This is a genomic window from Dellaglioa sp. CoH-57-MRSF-18 (assembly GCF_056781995.1).
The window spans coordinates 50,533-68,634 of the sequence record NZ_JBXAXX010000005.1; the positions used below are offsets into that span (position 1 = coordinate 50,533).

Annotated in this window: 21 protein-coding genes; 6 read left to right on the forward strand and 15 right to left on the reverse strand. The window is 33.9% G+C overall.

The window, feature by feature from the left end:
- Positions 1-8 precede the first annotated feature (8 nt).
- Together AC1RPG_RS06255 and AC1RPG_RS06260 are read right to left on the reverse strand one after the other, a co-directional pair.
- The gene (locus tag AC1RPG_RS06255) at positions 9-761 is read right to left on the reverse strand and encodes a DUF4811 domain-containing protein (protein ID WP_481761763.1); all 753 of its coding nucleotides are present in this window, start codon (positions 759-761) and stop codon (positions 9-11) included.
- The gene (locus AC1RPG_RS06260) at positions 761-2,221 is read right to left on the reverse strand and encodes an MDR family MFS transporter (protein WP_481761764.1); all 1,461 of its coding nucleotides are present in this window, start codon (positions 2,219-2,221) and stop codon (positions 761-763) included. Before AC1RPG_RS06260 ends, AC1RPG_RS06255 begins: the two co-directional genes overlap by 1 nt.
- Positions 2,222-2,393: 172 nt before the next feature.
- Between AC1RPG_RS06260 and AC1RPG_RS06265 the strand changes: the two genes are divergently transcribed.
- Positions 2,394-2,849, forward strand: coding sequence for a MerR family transcriptional regulator (locus tag AC1RPG_RS06265; protein ID WP_481761805.1), 456 nt, complete (start codon positions 2,394-2,396; stop codon positions 2,847-2,849).
- A gap of 56 nt (positions 2,850-2,905) precedes the next feature.
- Here the strand turns inward: AC1RPG_RS06265 and AC1RPG_RS06270 are convergent, their stop codons facing one another.
- From AC1RPG_RS06270 to AC1RPG_RS06280, 3 genes are all read right to left on the reverse strand, one after another.
- Positions 2,906-3,109: a hypothetical protein gene (locus AC1RPG_RS06270; protein WP_481761765.1), complete on the reverse strand. Its 204-nt coding sequence runs from the start codon at positions 3,107-3,109 to the stop codon at positions 2,906-2,908.
- On the reverse strand, positions 3,087-3,317 hold the full coding sequence (locus AC1RPG_RS06275; RefSeq protein WP_481761766.1) for a helix-turn-helix domain-containing protein: 231 nt from the start codon (positions 3,315-3,317) through the stop codon (positions 3,087-3,089). The genes AC1RPG_RS06270 and AC1RPG_RS06275 overlap by 23 nt, the downstream gene beginning before the upstream one ends.
- A 154-nt stretch (positions 3,318-3,471) precedes the next feature.
- Positions 3,472-4,581 carry an NADH-dependent flavin oxidoreductase gene (locus tag AC1RPG_RS06280; protein WP_481761767.1) on the reverse strand — a complete coding sequence of 370 codons (1,110 nt, stop codon included), beginning with the start codon at positions 4,579-4,581 and terminating at the stop codon, positions 3,472-3,474.
- 225 nt (positions 4,582-4,806) lie between these two features.
- On the opposite strand from AC1RPG_RS06280, the gene AC1RPG_RS06285 reads away from it, so the two are divergent.
- The gene (locus AC1RPG_RS06285) at positions 4,807-5,814 is read left to right on the forward strand and encodes a DUF1002 domain-containing protein (RefSeq protein WP_481761768.1); all 1,008 of its coding nucleotides are present in this window, start codon (positions 4,807-4,809) and stop codon (positions 5,812-5,814) included.
- A gap of 254 nt (positions 5,815-6,068) precedes the next feature.
- On the forward strand, positions 6,069-6,752 hold the full coding sequence (locus AC1RPG_RS06290; RefSeq protein ID WP_481761769.1) for a metallophosphoesterase: 684 nt from the start codon (positions 6,069-6,071) through the stop codon (positions 6,750-6,752).
- A gap of 78 nt (positions 6,753-6,830) precedes the next feature.
- Here AC1RPG_RS06290 and AC1RPG_RS06295 read toward each other — a convergent pair whose 3' ends face one another.
- The 8 genes from AC1RPG_RS06295 to AC1RPG_RS06330 form a co-directional block, all read right to left on the reverse strand.
- Positions 6,831-7,601: an ABC transporter permease gene (locus AC1RPG_RS06295; protein ID WP_481761770.1), complete on the reverse strand. Its 771-nt coding sequence runs from the start codon at positions 7,599-7,601 to the stop codon at positions 6,831-6,833.
- A complete protein-coding gene (locus AC1RPG_RS06300) occupies positions 7,601-8,497 on the reverse strand; it encodes an ABC transporter ATP-binding protein (RefSeq protein WP_481761806.1) in 897 nt (298 codons plus the stop codon). Before AC1RPG_RS06300 ends, AC1RPG_RS06295 begins: the two co-directional genes overlap by 1 nt.
- A 145-nt stretch (positions 8,498-8,642) precedes the next feature.
- Entirely contained in the window at positions 8,643-9,689 is a 1,047-nt protein-coding gene (locus AC1RPG_RS06305; RefSeq protein WP_481761771.1) for a hypothetical protein, read from the reverse strand.
- On the reverse strand, positions 9,689-10,582 hold the full coding sequence (locus AC1RPG_RS06310) for an ATP-binding cassette domain-containing protein (RefSeq protein WP_481761772.1): 894 nt from the start codon (positions 10,580-10,582) through the stop codon (positions 9,689-9,691). Before AC1RPG_RS06310 ends, AC1RPG_RS06305 begins: the two co-directional genes overlap by 1 nt.
- Before the next feature lie 2 nt (positions 10,583-10,584).
- Positions 10,585-10,956 carry a GntR family transcriptional regulator gene (locus AC1RPG_RS06315; protein WP_481761773.1) on the reverse strand — a complete coding sequence of 124 codons (372 nt, stop codon included), beginning with the start codon at positions 10,954-10,956 and terminating at the stop codon, positions 10,585-10,587.
- Between the two features lie 116 nt (positions 10,957-11,072).
- Positions 11,073-12,665, reverse strand: coding sequence for a CTP synthase (locus AC1RPG_RS06320; RefSeq protein ID WP_481761774.1), 1,593 nt, complete (start codon positions 12,663-12,665; stop codon positions 11,073-11,075).
- Between the two features lie 220 nt (positions 12,666-12,885).
- Complete coding sequence (gene rpoE / locus AC1RPG_RS06325) at positions 12,886-13,482, reverse strand: DNA-directed RNA polymerase subunit delta (protein ID WP_481761775.1); 597 nt, start codon at positions 13,480-13,482, stop codon at positions 12,886-12,888.
- 44 nt (positions 13,483-13,526) lie between these two features.
- Complete coding sequence (locus tag AC1RPG_RS06330) at positions 13,527-13,967, reverse strand: YwiB family protein (protein ID WP_481761776.1); 441 nt, start codon at positions 13,965-13,967, stop codon at positions 13,527-13,529.
- Between the two features lie 168 nt (positions 13,968-14,135).
- On the opposite strand from AC1RPG_RS06330, the gene AC1RPG_RS06335 reads away from it, so the two are divergent.
- Together AC1RPG_RS06335 and yidA are read left to right on the forward strand one after the other, a co-directional pair.
- Complete coding sequence (locus AC1RPG_RS06335) at positions 14,136-15,503, forward strand: HD domain-containing protein (RefSeq protein WP_481761777.1); 1,368 nt, start codon at positions 14,136-14,138, stop codon at positions 15,501-15,503.
- Positions 15,493-16,308: a sugar-phosphatase gene (gene yidA, locus AC1RPG_RS06340; protein ID WP_409021948.1), complete on the forward strand. Its 816-nt coding sequence runs from the start codon at positions 15,493-15,495 to the stop codon at positions 16,306-16,308. The genes AC1RPG_RS06335 and yidA overlap by 11 nt, the downstream gene beginning before the upstream one ends.
- 59 nt (positions 16,309-16,367) lie before the next feature.
- Here yidA and AC1RPG_RS06345 read toward each other — a convergent pair whose 3' ends face one another.
- Both AC1RPG_RS06345 and AC1RPG_RS06350 read right to left on the reverse strand, forming a co-directional pair.
- Positions 16,368-16,526, reverse strand: coding sequence for a hypothetical protein (locus AC1RPG_RS06345; protein WP_481761778.1), 159 nt, complete (start codon positions 16,524-16,526; stop codon positions 16,368-16,370).
- 17 nt (positions 16,527-16,543) lie between these two features.
- Positions 16,544-16,900 (reverse strand): DUF3899 domain-containing protein, encoded by a 357-nt coding sequence (locus tag AC1RPG_RS06350; protein WP_481761779.1) that lies wholly within the window; start codon positions 16,898-16,900, stop codon positions 16,544-16,546.
- 144 nt (positions 16,901-17,044) lie between these two features.
- Here AC1RPG_RS06350 and mscL point away from each other — a divergent pair, with 144 nt between their 5' ends.
- A complete protein-coding gene (gene mscL, locus AC1RPG_RS06355) occupies positions 17,045-17,494 on the forward strand; it encodes a large conductance mechanosensitive channel protein MscL (RefSeq protein ID WP_409021944.1) in 450 nt (149 codons plus the stop codon).
- Positions 17,495-18,102: the final 608 nt, after the last annotated feature.

Below are 18,102 nucleotides of genomic sequence, written 5' to 3' on the forward strand. Positions count from 1 at the left end.
ATAACGGTTTATTTAATTTCTTTAACTTCTTTTAATACGTTTTGCATTACTTTTGCTTTTGTTTGTGCCTTGAAAATTGTTGTTGCTTGTTCTGCAATCTTAGCTTGATCAGCTTTCGAGATTGATGCATCTTTCATCATAGCATTTGTGACAGCTGCTTTAACAAAAGTAGCACCATCCGCAGCAAGTTTAGCTTTTCCTGCCTTTGTATTCATTTTAGCTGCTTCTACTTTAGCAATTTTAGGCATGGCCTTAGCTTGCTTAACCGTTAATGTTGTCCAACTCTTTTTAACGTAGAATGTATGCGTACGTTTTACTAAAGTTTTATCGTTATTAGCGATACCAAACATTAATCGATACCCATTACCTTTATAAGTCCAACGGGTTTCTTTAGTAACTAATTTGTTACTCTTAGCATTTTCAACAATCTTGCTAGTTGTATCGTCTGTCTTAGTTGCCTTTGTTTTCTTTTGTGATGCCGTATTTTTATAAATAACGACTTTTTCAGATCCATCTGTACCGATAGGCTGATATAGTAACATGTCCATCTCTTTAGAACTAGAAGCTAATTGTTCTGTCTTAGTTGTCGTTACTTTTTCCATTCCATAATGTGCACTGTAGTTAGCAACAATTAAGCCACCTGTAAGAATAATACAAAGTGCAAAAATGCCACCTAAAATGTAGCTCAGTACATTATTACGGATGAGGTTCCACGTAAGGAAGAATAAAATAATTGAAAGAATTAATAATAAAATAATCATTATTTATTACCTCCATTTTTTAAAACTTGTTGTTTTGATTTTAAGAAGAATGAAAATCCGAGCCCAACCACACAGAAAACGACTGCGATGATAAAGGCAGCATGATAACCACTTAATGTCGCATCAATAGCTTTTGTTTTGTAATCTAATGGTGCCGATTTAAGCATTGATTTAGCTGGTAATGCAGCTGTTGTTACATTTGTTAGAACGGAAATCATAACCGCTGTTACGATTGAACTTGCGATTTGACGAGCTGTATTATTAACAGCCGTTCCATGACCCATCAAGTTAGCTGGTAATGCATTCATCCCTGATGTTGTTGTTGGCATCATAACCATTGAAATCCCAAACATACGAACTGCATACATAATTGTGATGTATAAAGTTGGCGTATCTTTTGTTAAGAAAACGAATGGAATTGTACCAAGTGTTAATAAGAACATACCACCAGTTGCCAATTTCTTAGCACCATAAATATCGAATAATCGTCCCGTTATCGGACTCATAATCCCCATCATTAAAGCACCAGCCAATAAGGTTAATCCTGACTCAAATGCGCTATCTCCACGTACAATTTGGAGATACATTGGTAGAATCATTTCAACACCGATCATAGCCATGTTAACAATTGAACTTAAAACGGCTGCAATTGTGTATTCTTGGGAAGCAAAAACACGTAATTCCAAGAAAGGATTTTCCATTGTTAATTGACGCCATATGAATAAACCAATAAAAATAACACCCACAACAAGGAAACTAAGTACTGAGGTACTTCCCCAGCCGTTATCTCCAACTGTTGAGAATCCATAAAGTAAGCCACCAAATCCAATTGTTGATAAAATCAATGATAAGACATCAATTTTAGATTTGTGTGTTTTGATGACCGGTTTCATAAACCAGAAAGAAGCCACAAAAACAATTCCTACTAATGGAATAATCATACCAAAAAGATCACGCCATGAAGCATTATCAATAACCCAACCTGAAAGTGTAGGTCCAATTGCAGGAGCTAGTCCGATAACTAAACCGGCAAGTCCCATTGAAGCACCACGTTTTTCGGGTGGGAAAATTGAAAGCATAATCGTTTGTAATAAAGGCATTGTTACCCCAACACCGACTGCTTGAACTAAGCGAGCTGTTAACAATACCCCAAAATTAGGTGCGATAAATGCTAAAACTGTTCCTAATTCAAAGATACCAATAGCACCTATGTATAACCATTTGGTATTTACACGACTACTTAACCATGCACTAACTGGAATTAAAATCCCGTTGACTAACATAAATCCTGTTGTTAACCATTGAACAGTTGACGTTGTTACGTCAAATTCATCCATTAATGTTGGAAATGCAGTTGCTAAAATTGTTTGATTCAAAACCGTACAAAATGTCCCTACTAATAAAATTGCAATTAGCATGGGGCGATTATATGGTTTACCCTTTGCATCTAATCCATCCATACTTAAAACCTTCTTTTTCTTTAATTTATCTTCGAAGACTAATATAAGACTATCTCGCTTTAATGTCAAGTAAGTTGACAAACGTTTTAATATATATATAATCAGTATAGTAAACATCACAATGAGATTGTTAGATAAATTTTTATTTAGGAGGTATATTCGTTTGGCAGATATGGACGATATTGCAAACATTAAAGATTATGCAAAAAGAATGGCCGTTATTATGAAGAATGATACATTTTCAATCGGAATCGGTGAAATTGCCGAAACAACTGGGCTCACTCAGAGTCAAATTCGTTATTGGGAACAAAAAGGCTTTATTGATTCTATTAATACTAATAAAAATCAGAATAGAAAATATTCTTACCATACCTTATCAATTATTCGATTAATTAAATCTTACTTAGACTCTGGATTTACACTTAAAACAGCTGCCGCTAAAGCAAATGCCCATAAAGAAATGGGTAAAATGGTTCGTCAGATATTTACGGATCGTTTCGTTGGCGTGGAAGAAATCGATGGTTTACCCTGTATTAATCTCGGTTTCTTTGATAAAGAAGAAACTCAAACGTTATACATTGTCATTCATGATGACTCAACTGAAATAAAAGTTGTTCCGGTAAAATAAAGAAGCTTTCAATACTTGTTTGTAGACAAGTATTGAAAGCTTCTTTATTATCATATCTATTTTAGACCCATAATCCCCCATGCAATCATGCCAATGAGTGCAAAAATAATCCAGTAATAGCGAGCTAGGAATTCCCACCCATTATTAATCGGTTTATATTGCCACTCACGCCATCTATGATTTTCGTGCCAATCTTTATCTGATTCATCTTCTTCTATAAATCGTTTAATTCTAGTTTTAAACTCTGACGTTTTTTTCACTGGCATCGCCACCAAAAAGTAATATTTCTACAGGGACGTCTAAAATTTTGGCTACCGATTCAATTTTTCCCAAATCAGGTTCAGCTTCTCCTGTTTCCCATTTTGATACAGCTTGTCTTGATACAAACAATTGATTTGCCAATTCTTCTTGTGACATTTTTTTCTCTTTACGTATTTTAACGAGTTGTTCCGCAAATATAATTTTCATCCCTATAACCTTCTTTCCTCTATTTAACATCTCAAATATTAGCATACAGCAAGGGGTGCAACAGGCAACCGCTAGTTGAAAGGGCCGCAACTAAAAATAGCATGCGGCAAATTAAATTTGCAACACACTATTTGTCTAGATTTAGTTTTGTTTTTTAATCAACTAACCGCTCAGGCATCATATCTTTTAAAAATTCAACAGCACCATCGCTAACCATTAATTTTTCCCGATCATTTTTAGCTAAGGTTCTTTTTATAGTTTCTTCTTGTCCATTCAATAACTTTGATGTCCACTTAGGATCAATTAAGAGTGAACGACCAACGGCTACTAAATCAGCGTTAGCCAAAACACCATTAACATCTTCCCGAGTCCGAACATCTCCTACCCCGATTAATGGAACACGACCATTTATCTTTTCTTGGACATAATCCATTCTTGATTTTTCATTGAAATTTATATTTCTCGAAACACTATTATACTTACCTAATGAGATATGTAGATAATCTAATTTTTTATCAGCAAGTTTATCAATCAAAATCATTGAATCTTCCATACTAATACCTGGCTTTTCATATTCTTCAGGCGAAAAGCGGTAACCAACAATAAAATCTTTTACACCTGATTGATCAACACTCTCAATAACACCATCAACTACATCATTAATGAATTTAAATCGCTTATCAAGCGTGCCACCCCAAGCATCATGACGTCTATTTGAGTGTGGTGAAAAAAATTGTTGTAGTAAATACGTATTCGCACCATGCAGTTCAACGCCATCAAATCCCGCTTTAATTGCTCGTTTTGTTGCTGATTTAAAGGATTCAATCAACTCTAAAATTTCAGTTTCTGACAATGCTTTAGGAATTTCTGCGTCTGGTCTTTCTGCCGCAACAGCACTGGCTGAAACTGGTAATTGTCCTCTAAGTACCGTTGAATTTGTCATACGACCCGCATGGAAAATTTGTAAAATAGCTTTAGTCCCATTCTTTTTGATTGCCGATGCCAATCTCGTTAGCCCGGGAATAAACTTATCATCATAGATGGCAAGTGAGCCTTCCCAACCTTTTCCATTTGCTTGGACACTGGTAGCTGCCGTAATAACAGCCCCAACTTCGCCTGAATGTAGTGCATAATAATCTGATTCATCATGTGTAACAACTTCATCATAGTAGCTCATCTTAACGGTCATTGGCGCCATTAAGATTCTATTTTTCAATTCCAATCCCCGCCTGAATCTAAAGGTATCCGTCATCTTTTTTGTCATCGTTATTCTCCCATTCAGTCGTTAGTTTTATTTAAATTAGTCATACCATACTACTCAAAATTATGTTGCTAGATTAAATGATGCGCTCATTGTCTCACTTACAAAGAAATCTCTCAATGATGATAAATCTTAATTTTTTCTATTATTCAAACTCAATTATTATGATTCCTTCATCAGATAGGTATAATAAAATTAAAATACATGCTATTTAAGGAGCAAACCATTATGAAATTCAGACAATTAATTTATACAGTAACTCTTACAACATTAGCTGTCTTGAGTCTAGGATCTGTTGCCTCTGCTGCAACTAATGATTCAAGCTCAGCTTCATCAACATCGGGCACAACAACTGACTGGTCAAATCCAGTTGTCACATTAGGAACAAGTTTAACAGATTCACAAAAATCAGGAACACTTTCAACTTTAACAGCTAGCTTAAACGGTAGTTCTTCATATTCGACATTACCCGTAAATGGCGCAACTTTAGTTAAATATCTCAATAGTTCTGGTGGCTCATTTACATCAACTTCAGGTGTCTGGTCATCTGCTATGGTTCAAAAAACGAGCAGTGGTTCTGGTATCAACGTTGAAATTTTAGACTACAATGGTAAAAATAACATCACCACAATTACAGAAAACCAATATAAAAACGCCGCATTAACAGCTGGTGTAACTGATGCCAATATCTATGTCACTTCTGCTACACCAATAGATGGATCAGGTGCTTTAGCTGGTGTTTATGCAGCCTTCGCTACAAACGGGGACGCTCTAAATACAAAACAAGTCACTGCCGCACAAAATGAAATGTCGACTTTAAGTGACATTACACAAGCCAATAAAAGCAAAGATGGGTATACTGATTCACAATTGAATAACGCTGTAGCCGGTGCTAAAAATGATATGGCTAAAGAAGGTAGTTCTATTACAAATAATCAAATTACTACTATTGTAAATAACCAAATCACAAATAATAACTTAACAAATGTCATTACTGATAATCAAAAACAAGATATTATTGCCGTGTTAATCAAGATTCGTGATTCAGGTGCTTTAGATTCATCAAATTTCAAATCACAAGCAAGTAAAGTTGCAACAAATATTCAAGATGGTGCTAAAGATATTTTCAGCAAATTAGACACAGCTGAAAATCGAAACTTCCTACAAAAAATTTGGGACGCAATTGTTTCATTTTTTAACGCTATCTGGTCAGCTATTAGTTCTTGGATTTCATAAATAAAACTAACCATATAGGTTTTAAGAAGAACTTACAGTTTTAGACTAAAAATCTTACTGTAGGTTTTTTTAGTTAACTAATCAAACGGAGGCATGATACTATCACGAAGAAAAAAATATTAAGTGTCATTTTCATCCTATTAATAGTAAGTGCCGCATGTACCTTTTACGCATTTAAAATAGAGCCTTACCGCGTTGTCGTTAAAAATATTGCTTTAAATAAGGCAGATACTACTAAAAAGAAACTTAAAATTGTGCAAATTAGTGATGTCGAAATAGCAGATGATTATACACCTGAAAATTTCGGAAAAATTGTTAATAAAATCAATCAAGAAAAACCAGATTTGGTCTTATTTACAGGTGATTTATTCAGCAATTACAATCAATACCATCCCGTAACAGCTATTGTTCAAAAACTAAGTGAAATTAAATCAACCTATGGAAAATACGCAGTATATGGAAATAAAGATTACGGTGGCGGTGCAGCCAGAGTTTACACTACTGTAATGAATCAAGGTGGTTTTACTGTCCTTAAAAATAGTTCAACGACTATCAATGTAGGTGGAAATTCATCCATTTGGTTGGGTGGTGTAGATGACTCTCAATTAGGTATCCCCGATGTCCAAACGACAGTAGCTCCTGATAAATCCAATTCAACGTACCATATTTTAATGGCTCATGAACCTAGTTTGTCAAATGGTTCATTTAATACCGTCGATTTAATTTTAAGTGGTCACACACATGGTGGCCAAATTCGTATTCCTTTCACTAATAAAGGATTATTATCTGATCATGACGGAGATGGTGGCTACTCTAGTGGCCTTTATACACTAAAGAACAATACAAAATTATATGTTAATAGTGGTATTGGAACATCTCGAATCTCAGCTCGATTCCTAGTACCTCCACAGATTGCAGTATTTGACTTGTATCTTTAGTAATAGTCATTTTAAGCTACTCATAATTATTGGACAAAAAAAGTGTATCGTCAAAAATTAATTGACGATACACTTTTTTTAAACATTTTTACGTTTGAAAACAAAATAACCTAAAAATAAAAATAGTGCCGTATAAGCTAGATTACCTATAATCAATTCGTTATTCGTTAATTGAGTTAGTTTTTCAAACTCCTGTCCGTCTGCCCACTGATTACTTAAATTCATCATATTAAGTGGATTCCATTTAATCCAATCCCATTTAGCAATAGCTAACATTTGGATTCCTGATAAAATAGATGTTAAGAAATAAAAAACAATACCAGCTGCAATCGAAGCACCTGAACTACTAAAGATACTAGCCAATAATAATACCAAACTTAAAATCAACCAGGTACTAATAAAATTCCCCACTAACGTTGTTATTAAAGACATAACAATCGTTTGGTTATCTATTTTATCTGACAAGGATACCATTGGTAAAAGCACTAATTTAGCTATAATTGAAGCCACGAATATTAAAACATTCAAATAAATCGAATAGATTAATATTGTAAGCCATTTACTAGCTAAAACAGCTCCACGTGAATATTTCCGATAAAGCAAATCCTTAATTGTACCAAACTGTGTTTCCATAGCAATAATAACACTTGCTGACGCAATTAAAATGAAAATAATTAATTGAATAGATCCAAATCCACTTTGTACCATGCTTGCTGGATCGAAAATCGAACTATATATTTTTGTTAAAAGTGCTACCCCAAAAATAAAAACAAGTAATATCGCTGATATAATCGCTGTAGATTTCTTTTTACCTAACTTAAATAATTCTTGTTTAACTAAAGTTAACATTAAGCCTTACCTCCGTCATTACTATCTAATAAATTCAATAGTGATTCTTCCATATCATGTTCTTGATGACGTACATCATTTATTTGAATTTTATTATCGTAGAGCACTTGGATAATATTTGCTAAAGTATCTTGTTCGTCTACCTTTACTTTAACTGTTTGATCAACTGCCAATTCATAATTAGCGGCCTTTAAAAGAACTTTAGCTTGCTCGTTTGACGTCGTCTCTAGTAAAACATATCGCTTACTACTATCACTTAATTCAGTAGTAGACATTGCTTTCATTATTTTACCTTCATTTAAAATAATAAAGTGATCAACAATTTTCTCTAATTCACCTAAAATATGACTTGAAATCAAGAACGCTGTCCCGCGTTTAGATAACTTTAAAACAAGTTCGCGGACATCACGTGTTGCTTGAGGATCTAATCCGTTCATAGGTTCATCTAAAATAATTAATCTTGGTCTATTTAATAAAGCTAATGCAATTCCTAATTTTTGCTTCATTCCTAATGAATATGATTTAGCTTTACGATTAATGTAATCTGTCATATGCAAATCAGCAACAATTTCATCTAATTCTTCTTTGGTATTGATTTCAGAGAATAATTTTAAATGATCATAGCCACTTAAAAATGGATAGATACCAGGATATTCAATTAAGGCACCAACTTCTTCTAACCCTTGATGGCTAGTTGTTGATACAATTTTACCGTCAATTGTTATTTCTCCAGTTTGGTAATTTGATAATCCAAGAATTGATTTCATGATGGTTGTTTTACCAGCGCCATTAGCACCAACAAGCCCAACAATCTCACCTTCTGCGATTGTAAAATTAATACCTTTGAGGACTACCTTTTTACCGAAACTTTTAGTTAAATTGTTTATTGTTAACATTTCTTTCAAATTGAATCCCTCCCAATAATTGCTTTTACATTCCTATAAACAGTAGTTTAGCACAATTCCCTTTTATTACATACTAACAAGTCTGTAAGGTCAAAATGGCTACCTATTCTTAGAGAAATAGGTAGCCATTTTACTTTTATTTTTTATTTTTCGAAAAAATACGTTGCAATTTTTGACTAATATTTTGTGGACGATAAATAACAATATAAGCAACAATGACTGTAATACAGCCGCTTATCAAGCCATATCCTATTTTTTCCCCAATTGTATCATAATTAACTACAGCCATTAAAATAGCTATATAAGCCGTTGTAAAAATGAGTAGTGGTAGTTTTAAATAATCGAATTGTAAATAAGGACTATCCTGTTCTAATGATAATTTGTTGAAATAATGAACTGCCATCACTATCATCAATAACCCAGCAATCAAGTATATAAATCCTAGTACAAGATAATAAGTATTAGACATGTCTTGCGTTTGATCAAAAATGAATCCTTCAAAGTAAGCAAACCATATCAAGGCCGAGCCAGTGAATCCCAACGCAGTGACGACAGATGCTACAACCCGACGAACTAAAACACCTACCACAAGGCCAACACTGTATAGCGCAATCAATTGACTACTATCTAAGAATAAATGTATCATTCTATCTGATATAAAATTTGGATTACTTACTGAGATAGCTACATCAGCAACAAATGTTGTTATAATTGAACCTACAATAAAAGTAAGTAAGGCAGGTAGTAACATTAGACCAATTTTTTTTAAGAAAATGCGTTTTCTAGAAAATGAGCTTGAAAATATAAATTCATTAAATTTAGTTTGCATATCATACATATTAGTAAATATCCCTAATAAGATAGCACCCAGACTAAAAATAACTAGTGCTGTTTTTGCATTTTGAAATGTACCATCATGAATACTTACATCTTTTATTTTAATATTATTTTTTTCATATGTTGCTCTGCTAACTGAACCTATTTTACGATGATCCGCTTTTGCCGAATCTTTTTCACTTTGAACAAACTCTGTATAAGTAAGATTGGCCGCGTCTATTCCCGTAGTGTCAACCGAATTATGTAGTGTAAACCCCATAACAACCACAATAAGTGCAACAAGTGATAAAACAATCCACTTATATCTCTGCCAAATAATCTGATTCAATCTTCTATTAACTGTCACTACTTCCCACCTCCGGTATTTTCTTTAGCCGAAAGACTTGCTCGGAATAAATCTTCCAACGTTAACGGTAATTCTTCGAATAATGCCGGATCTTCAGCTTCAATTTGAGCTTCAATTTCATCTGAATAGTGTTCAAATAAAACAGTGACGACACGACCTTGAATACTCATTGCTCGGCTATTTTCTTTAATGAAAGCTGGAATTTCTTTTGATTTAAACACCAATTGAACTTTTCGTGATTCTGAACGCGTGTCTTCCAAACGATAATCACTCACAATATGTCCATCTTTTAAAACCATTGCGCGATCGATTAATCGATCTAATTCTTCTAAATTATGTGAAGAAATAAGTACACTTCGCTGGTCTTCAGCAACGGCATCAATAATAATTTGGAAAACTTGTTTACGGACAATTACATCTAACCCGTCCAGTGGTTCATCTAAAATAACATATGGTGCACCAGTGGAAAAGGCCAAAATAATATTAAATAATCCTTGCATCCCTTTAGAAAATTGACGATATTTTGTTTGTTTAGGTAGGTTGTATTCTGTGACCCAATTATCATATTTTTGACGATCAAACGTTTGATAAGCGAGTTCATAGAATTCGACAATCTTATCTATTGTGTAGCTGTCTAAAAAATTATTCTGTGTATCTAAATAAAAGAGTTTTTCCTTCAATGATGAATCTTCTTTCATCCATTGATCATCAATTAAAATATCACCTTGATCTGGTATGTATTGGCCTGAAATTGATCTGAATAAGGTTGTTTTACCAACTCCATTACGACCAATTAGACCCACTATTTCCCCTGGGACTAAAGACATATTAATATCATTAAGTATCTCTTTGTCACTAATTTTCTCTGATAAACCTTTAATTTCAAATCCCATTCTTAGTCCTCCTTTTCAAAATACGACTTAACCCAACCCTGAATCTCATCTTCTTGGACACCGAGATAGGTCACTTCTTTAATCGTATCTAACAATGCCTCACGATTTTTTTGGATTTGTCGTTCATCGCGATTGCTCTCATTATTGGCTTTGACATATGTCCCTCGACCTTTAACTGTCACGATTACATCCTGTGATTCTAAAACTTTATACGCTTTACTAACCGTATTTGGATTCATTTCATGAATTTTAGCCATTTCTCTAACTGACGGCAACTTGTCTTCTGTCTGCAAAATTCCTTTAAAAATATCTTCTTTTATACCTGATATCAATTGTTCATAAAACGGTTTACTACTCGTCTTATTAATTTGCAATTATCTCACCTCATCCATGTGTACTATAATACATAGTACACATATTAAATACAACCCTTTTAGACATAAAAAAAGAGATAATAACAAATTGTTATTATCTCTTTCAATTACATTTATTAAACTGTAGCGTTCACAAAGGCTTGGAATAAACCTTCTGGACGTTGTGGTCTTGATAAAAATTCTGGATGGTATTGAGCTGCCACAAAGAATTTATTTTCAGGAATTTCAACAACTTCAACTAAACGATTATCTGGAGATGTTCCAGCAAAAACCAATCCTTTATCAGCAAGTTGTTCACGGTATTCGTTATTAAATTCATAACGATGACGGTGACGTTCTTGGATAACTTCTTGATTATCATAAGCTGCAGCTGCTACCGTTCCTGGTTTTAATTTACATGGATATAAACCAAGACGTTGTGTTCCACCCATATCTTCAACATCTTCTTGATCTGTCATCAAGTCGATAATGTTATGTGGTGTTTCTGGAACAGCTTCAGTTGAATGTGCGCCTTGGAGCCCAACAACGTTACGTGCAAATTCAATACATGCCATTTGCATACCAAGACAAACACCTAAGAATGGAACATTATTTTCACGCGCATATTGAATTGAAAGAATCATCCCTTCAAGTCCACGATTACCGAATCCTCCTGGAACGATGATTCCATCAGCATCTTGCAACGTTTCAACAATATTACTTTCATCTAATTTTTCTGCATCAACCATTGTGATTTTAACATCAGCATCAACAGTGTATCCAGCATGTTTCAATGCTTCGGCAACAGAAATATAAGCATCTGGCAATTTAACATATTTACCAACCAACGCAATATTGATTGTTTTCTTCAAATTTAAAACTTGTGTTTCAAGTTTTTGCCATTCAGTCATATCTGCTTCTGGTGTTGTTAATTTCAAATGATCAACAACGATTTGGTCCATTTTTTGTTTTTGTAACGCTAAAGGAATCGTATATAATGTATCAACATCCATTGATTCAATAACGGCTTCTGGTTCAACATCACAGAAATTAGCTAATTTATTACGCATATCTTGCGAGATATGTTCTTCAGTCCGAACAACCAACATATCTGGTTGAATACCCAATCCGCGTAATTCTTTAACACTATGTTGTGTAGGTTTCGTTTTCATTTCACCTGCAGCTTTTAGGTAAGGAATCAATGTTGTATGAATATAAATAACATTATCTGAACCGACATCAGCTTTCATTTGACGTAATGCTTCAAGGAAAGGCAATGATTCAATATCACCAACAGTTCCACCTATTTCAGTAATTACAACATCAGAATCCGTTGTTGTTCCAGCACGCATAATTTTTTCTTTAATTGTATTTGTAATATGTGGTATAACTTGAACTGTGGCACCCAAATAATCACCACGACGTTCTTTTTGTAAAACTTCTGAATAAATTTTACCAGTCGTTACGTTTGAATATTGATTTAAGTTAATATCAATAAAACGTTCATAATGACCAAGATCTAAATCAGTCTCTGTACCATCATCAGTTACGAAAACTTCCCCATGTTGATAGGGACTCATTGTTCCTGGATCCACATTGATATAAGGATCAAACTTTTGAATAGTAACTTTCAAGCCTCTATTCTTTAATAAACGGCCAAGAGATGCTGCAACAATCCCTTTACCAATTGACGAAACAACGCCACCTGTAACAAATATATATTTGGTCATTATAAATCTCCTTTGGGTTAATTTTTGTGGGGATTCTGTGTTTGTGGCCTGATAGTTATTGTTCATTATGTCTATAAAAAACAACAAGCCCCCTAAGCCGAGTAGAATAATCTAATCAGTGTAGGGAGCTTGTATCAACCGTGCGTTTGTCCTCGCAAGAAATACCTGCGAGGCGCCCAAAAAATATATTACAGGGTTTTGACGAAATCGTCAAGTCCTTTTAATTATTTTCCTCGTCGTCTTCTGCATCTTCATCGGATATTTCAGATAATTGATCTTCAATACCTTCTGGTAATTCTTCTTCATCATCAGAATTACTATCAGCTATTTCATCTAAATCTTTATCATAACCTTTAATTTCTGTATCTTCATCATCATCTTCGTCGTCATCTTCATAAGTTGCATCTAAATCGTCGTCCTCAGGATCATCATCATTGTAATCAATAACGTCATCATCATCAGCGGCATCTGCTAAGAAAGCATTAACTTTCTTACGTTTTTTACGTTTAGGACGATCTTCATCGTCTTCATCTTCTACATGAGCAACAGCTTCATCGATTGAATCGAAGGGATACCATGAACGTAATCCCCATAAGTTCTCTCCAAGTGAAATGAAGCTACCATCAGCATTTAAATCTGTGTAAAATTGTGATAAGCGATCTCTCACTTCTAAATCATTTTTACCAAGATATGTTTGGATTTCATTAGTTAAGTCAGCAAAACCCATGACGTCACCATGTTGCGATAAGATTGCGTGAGCAACCTCGATCATTGATAACTCGTCTTTGTTTTGGCCATCGAATTGTTTAAGCTCCAACTAGCACACGTCCTTTCCAAAAGTCTACTCTTAATCATACATTTTTATGCCGTAAATTGCAATCGTATATTATAGTCTCCCAACAATTCACCGCTTGTTGTTAAGCGATAATCAATATCAAGTGATCCCGAAATTGGTTGGCTATTTAACTGACTTTTTAATTGCGTTGTTTCAATTTCAATTGGAATACGACCATACGCTGTTTTATAAACCCCATTAATTTTTTTTTGCGCTAAAAAAATTAATTTTGTGCGTATATCATCTGTTTCTCGAGTTAATTGAATTTCACCATCATCTTGCAATTTAAAGGTAACTGGATTTTTTTTACCAGACTCTGCGTCTTCTTCTTTATATCTGATATACATCCCATCGCCTAAACGAACGAGTTGTCCCGTTGTTTCGATGACATAGCGTTCAACTTCGCCTTCTTGTGTTTTAATTGTTTCCAAATGGATCGCAATTTGTTTATCTAACGTGATTGCCATACAACTTAATTCCTCCATTCACCTTATCGTTTCACTGTATTATAACTTAGATTTAAATGAATGTCGTTACCTATAATCATCATTATGTCATGACTAAATTACGAATGTTCGTTATAATAGAAGTATTACGAACTTATTTACTATCTAAATTTTCGAGGAGGGATTCTATTGCTCGAACAATCGCCGTTACTTGCTAGAGAAAAAGTGTTACGTGATCCTATTCACGATTACATTTATGTGCAACATCAAGTTATTTTAGATTTAATTAATACTAAAGAATTCCAACGTTTACGCCGAATTAAACAGCTCGGTACAACTTCATTAACTTTTCATGGAGCGGAACATTCACGTTTCACCCATTCCGTGGGTGTTTATGAAATCACACGTCGAATCTGCGATAATTTCCAACGAAATTATCCAAGCAAAGAAGCTGGCGACGGTTTATGGGACGACTCCGAAAAATTAGTGGCGTTATGCGCTGCTCTTTTACACGATATCGGCCATGGTCCATACTCACATACTTTCGAGCACATTTTCAAAACGGACCACGAAGCTATCACTGCTCAAATTTTAACTGATCCATCAACTGAGATTAATCAAGTTTTAGCAAAAGTTTCTGCTGATTTCCCAGAAAAAGTGGCAAGTGTTATTCAAAAAACGTACCCTAATCCACAAGTTGTCCAATTGATTTCGAGTCAAATAGACGCTGATCGAATGGATTACTTATTACGTGATTCTTACTACACTGGTACAAATTATGGTACATTTGACTTAACTCGGATTTTACGTGTGATGCGTCCTTATAAAGGCGGGATTGCATTTGATATCAATGGGATGCATGCCGTTGAAGATTATATTGTCAGCCGATTCCAAATGTACGTCCAAGTTTATTTCCATCCTATTTCTAGATCAATGGAAGTTATTTTAAGTCATTTATTAAATCGGGCTAAATACCTATACGAAAATAATCGCTTAAGTGCCGAGGATTCACCAAAATTATTGATTCCACTTTTTAAAAATGAATTTTCATTAGATGATTATTTACAATTAGATGACGGTGTTTTAACCACTTACTTCACGGAATGGCGTCAAAATACTGATAATATCTTAAGTGACTTAGCTGTCCGTTTCCTGGATCGCAAACCATTTAAATCAATCAAATTTGATGAAGAGACTGTTGATTTATTACCTACTCTAGAACGTCTTATTGAATCAGCTGGCTTTCAACCTGACTACTATACGGCAGAAAATGACAGTTACGACTTACCTTATGATGCCTATGATCCAACCAAAGATAAGCCGCGCACCCAAATCGAATTAGCTCAAGAAGATGGTTCACTTGTTGAATTATCTAGCGTCAGTGACCTCGTTGCTTCTATTACTGGTAAAGTATCAGGCGACCGTCGTTTCTTCTTCCCAAGAGAATTAGTAAAATCAGAGAACGATTTATTCACTGACATTTATACACAATTTAGAACTTATCTTAATAATGATACTTTAATCAACCCAAAGGAGAATACACAACATGACAATTAAATTAATCGCAATCGATATTGACGGTACTCTCGTTAATGATAAAAAAGAAATCGCCCCAGAAACTATTACTACTATTAAAGCTGCTAAAGCTGCTGGCATCAAAGTTGTCCTTTGTACCGGACGTCCTTTAACAGGCGTTACAAAATACTTAGAAAAACTCGGTTTAACATCAGATGATGATTTTGTTATTACTTTTAACGGTGCTTTAGTTCAAGTTTCAGGCTCTGGTGAAGTTTTAATTCATCATACGTTAGATATTAATGATTACAACATAATCGAAGAAACAAGTCGTGAATTAAACGTCCATGTTCATGCTGAAGATCAAGCATTAATGTATACACCTAATGCTGATATCAGTGAATATTCTGTGGCAGAGTCATTCTTAGTTCAAATGCCTATTCGTTTCCGAAAACCTGAAGAAATGGACAAGAATATCGTCATTTCGAAAATGATGTATATTGATTATCCTGAAGTTATTACACGTGTCGTTAAGGAATTACCCGCAAAAATTACCGATAATTATTACTACGTTCAAAGTGAACCTTACTTTTTAGAACTCCTAAACAAAAATGCCAGCAAGGGAAATGCCGTTATGTCCTTGGCTGATAAATTAGGTTTCACCAAAGACGAGGTTATGGCACTTGGTGATCAAGGTAATGATTTATCAATGATCCAAGCAGCAGGTCTAGGTGTTGCCATGGGTAACGCCATTCAAGAAGTTAAAGATAATGCTCAAGCAGTAACTGCTACTAACGTTGAGTTAGGTGTTGCTAAAGCAATCCAAAAATATGCATTAGCTGATTAAATAAATTAAAAACGGACCTAACTTTGAATAATCAAAGTTAGGTCCGTTTTTTTGGCGAATTATCTTCTAAACAACAATCGCATAAATTCTCTAAAAGATAACTTTGATTGCTTAAATTGTTTATATAATGATCCAGCATTTTCTGCAAATCCACCATCTACAAAGTATGCTCCTACAGCAAAACACAAAACGATGATAATACCCAAAAAAATATTCATGACATCATCTCCCTAGTTTAAATAGTCACTAATACAGCAATCAAAATCAATAATGCACCAACAATAAAACAACTACGCATCAATGGTGATATTTTAAGCGGACGATTTTTTTTACTTCCTACACTTTTAACATCAATTTTACGTTCATTATAATCTTCTTTAGATTCACCTTTATCTCGTCGTTTAAACCAGCCAGCGAATAGTTGTGCTTGGCTCAAAATTAATATAATGCCGACTAGAATTAATATAATGCCAATATAAAAATATACATTAGATAAAGAAAAACTATCCCCTCCAACACGGATCCAGATAATCGCAGTAATGATTGCCAGTACACTTAATAAAAATGTGACATTCCTTTTAGCCTGTTTCATGATAGTTAGTTCCTCGCTCGCTTTTAATTTGTGCTTTGATTATATCATTCAAACCTATTAACTCACAATTTTCAGTTCACTTATCCTATAAAATCCGTTATACTTTAAGATACAGTTAACCAAATTAAAGGAGACTCATCAAACATGTTAAAAGAATTTAGAGATTTTATCACTCGCGGAAATGTGATGGATTTGGCAGTCGCTGTTATTATTGGTGGTGCATTTACAACAATCGTTAAGTCTTTCACAACTAACATCATTGGTCCTATCATTGCACTTGTCGTCGGTAAAGTTGACTTGTCAGGGATCGTTCTCACAATTGGTGATACAACTTTCAAAATCGGACAATTTTTAGACGATGTCATTAACTTTATAATCGTAGCCTTTGTTATCTTTATGTTGCTTAAAGGAATCACAGCACTTAGAAATGCAACAAGTAGATCTAATGATAAGGAAGAAGAATCTTCAGAAACGACATTAACACCTACAGAAGAATATTTAAAAGATATCCGTAACTTACTAGCTGAAAGAGATAGTGACTTACCTCGAGAAGCATCAAAAAAAATTGAAGAAAAAATTGCAAAAGAAGACTAAATAATAATTAATAAAAACTTGATTCTGATTTTTAATCGGAATCAAGTTTTTTTATTTTACTTATATTTTATCTTTTTTACATCACATTTTCTTCACAACTACTTGTTATGATAACTTCATACCTTAATTAATAACTTTTAAATTTTAATTTATTTCCCCGAATAAATTAATTTAACTCATAACTAATTTCTCCCCTGAAATTAATTATCTCTACTCCCTTTTTCCGTCAGTCTCCCCGGACTGACGGTTTTTTTATACCCTTAAAATTAAAGTGTATCGACTATAAAATCATAATATTCAAGCGTTATAATCTGTAGTAATAAATAACAATCTAAGATTATTTTGGTCCCCCTTTTTAACATTACGAGTACTGTCTCTAATTAAATATACGTTTGAAGTCTAAGTTTAATGCCCAACCTAATTGGTTATATTCTCAGATTAGACACAAGACTATTCTGAGAATCGATTAGCTCTATAATAAATTAAAAAGAGAAGTCTCCAGATTGATTTCTGATTACTTCTCTTTTTAATTAGTTTTTATTCTATTTTTTTAACTTTTTTTCTAGTTCTAATATCTTTTTTGTTGTTAATTCATTAAGTTTAGCAGA

What these genes read in the sequence shown, in the direction of transcription:
- AC1RPG_RS06255 (WP_481761763.1), bottom strand. Translation starts at nt 761, where the DNA reads ATGATTATTTTATTATTAATTCTTTCAATTATTTTATTCTTCCTTACG.
- AC1RPG_RS06260 (WP_481761764.1), bottom strand. Translation starts at nt 2,221, where the DNA reads ATGGATGGATTAGATGCAAAGGGTAAACCATATAATCGCCCCATGCTA.
- AC1RPG_RS06265 (WP_481761805.1), top strand. Translation starts at nt 2,394, where the DNA reads ATGGACGATATTGCAAACATTAAAGATTATGCAAAAAGAATGGCCGTT.
- AC1RPG_RS06275 (WP_481761766.1), bottom strand. Translation starts at nt 3,317, where the DNA reads ATGAAAATTATATTTGCGGAACAACTCGTTAAAATACGTAAAGAGAAA.
- AC1RPG_RS06280 (WP_481761767.1), bottom strand. Translation starts at nt 4,581, where the DNA reads ATGACAAAAAAGATGACGGATACCTTTAGATTCAGGCGGGGATTGGAA.
- AC1RPG_RS06285 (WP_481761768.1), top strand. Translation starts at nt 4,807, where the DNA reads ATGAAATTCAGACAATTAATTTATACAGTAACTCTTACAACATTAGCT.
- AC1RPG_RS06295 (WP_481761770.1), bottom strand. Translation starts at nt 7,601, where the DNA reads ATGTTAACTTTAGTTAAACAAGAATTATTTAAGTTAGGTAAAAAGAAA.
- AC1RPG_RS06300 (WP_481761806.1), bottom strand. Translation starts at nt 8,497, where the DNA reads ATGTTAACAATAAACAATTTAACTAAAAGTTTCGGTAAAAAGGTAGTC.
- AC1RPG_RS06310 (WP_481761772.1), bottom strand. Translation starts at nt 10,582, where the DNA reads ATGGGATTTGAAATTAAAGGTTTATCAGAGAAAATTAGTGACAAAGAG.
- AC1RPG_RS06320 (WP_481761774.1), bottom strand. Translation starts at nt 12,665, where the DNA reads ATGACCAAATATATATTTGTTACAGGTGGCGTTGTTTCGTCAATTGGT.
- AC1RPG_RS06330 (WP_481761776.1), bottom strand. Translation starts at nt 13,967, where the DNA reads ATGGCAATCACGTTAGATAAACAAATTGCGATCCATTTGGAAACAATT.
- yidA (WP_409021948.1), top strand. Translation starts at nt 15,493, where the DNA reads ATGACAATTAAATTAATCGCAATCGATATTGACGGTACTCTCGTTAAT.
- AC1RPG_RS06345 (WP_481761778.1), bottom strand. Translation starts at nt 16,526, where the DNA reads ATGAATATTTTTTTGGGTATTATCATCGTTTTGTGTTTTGCTGTAGGA.
- AC1RPG_RS06350 (WP_481761779.1), bottom strand. Translation starts at nt 16,900, where the DNA reads ATGAAACAGGCTAAAAGGAATGTCACATTTTTATTAAGTGTACTGGCA.
- mscL (WP_409021944.1), top strand. Translation starts at nt 17,045, where the DNA reads ATGTTAAAAGAATTTAGAGATTTTATCACTCGCGGAAATGTGATGGAT.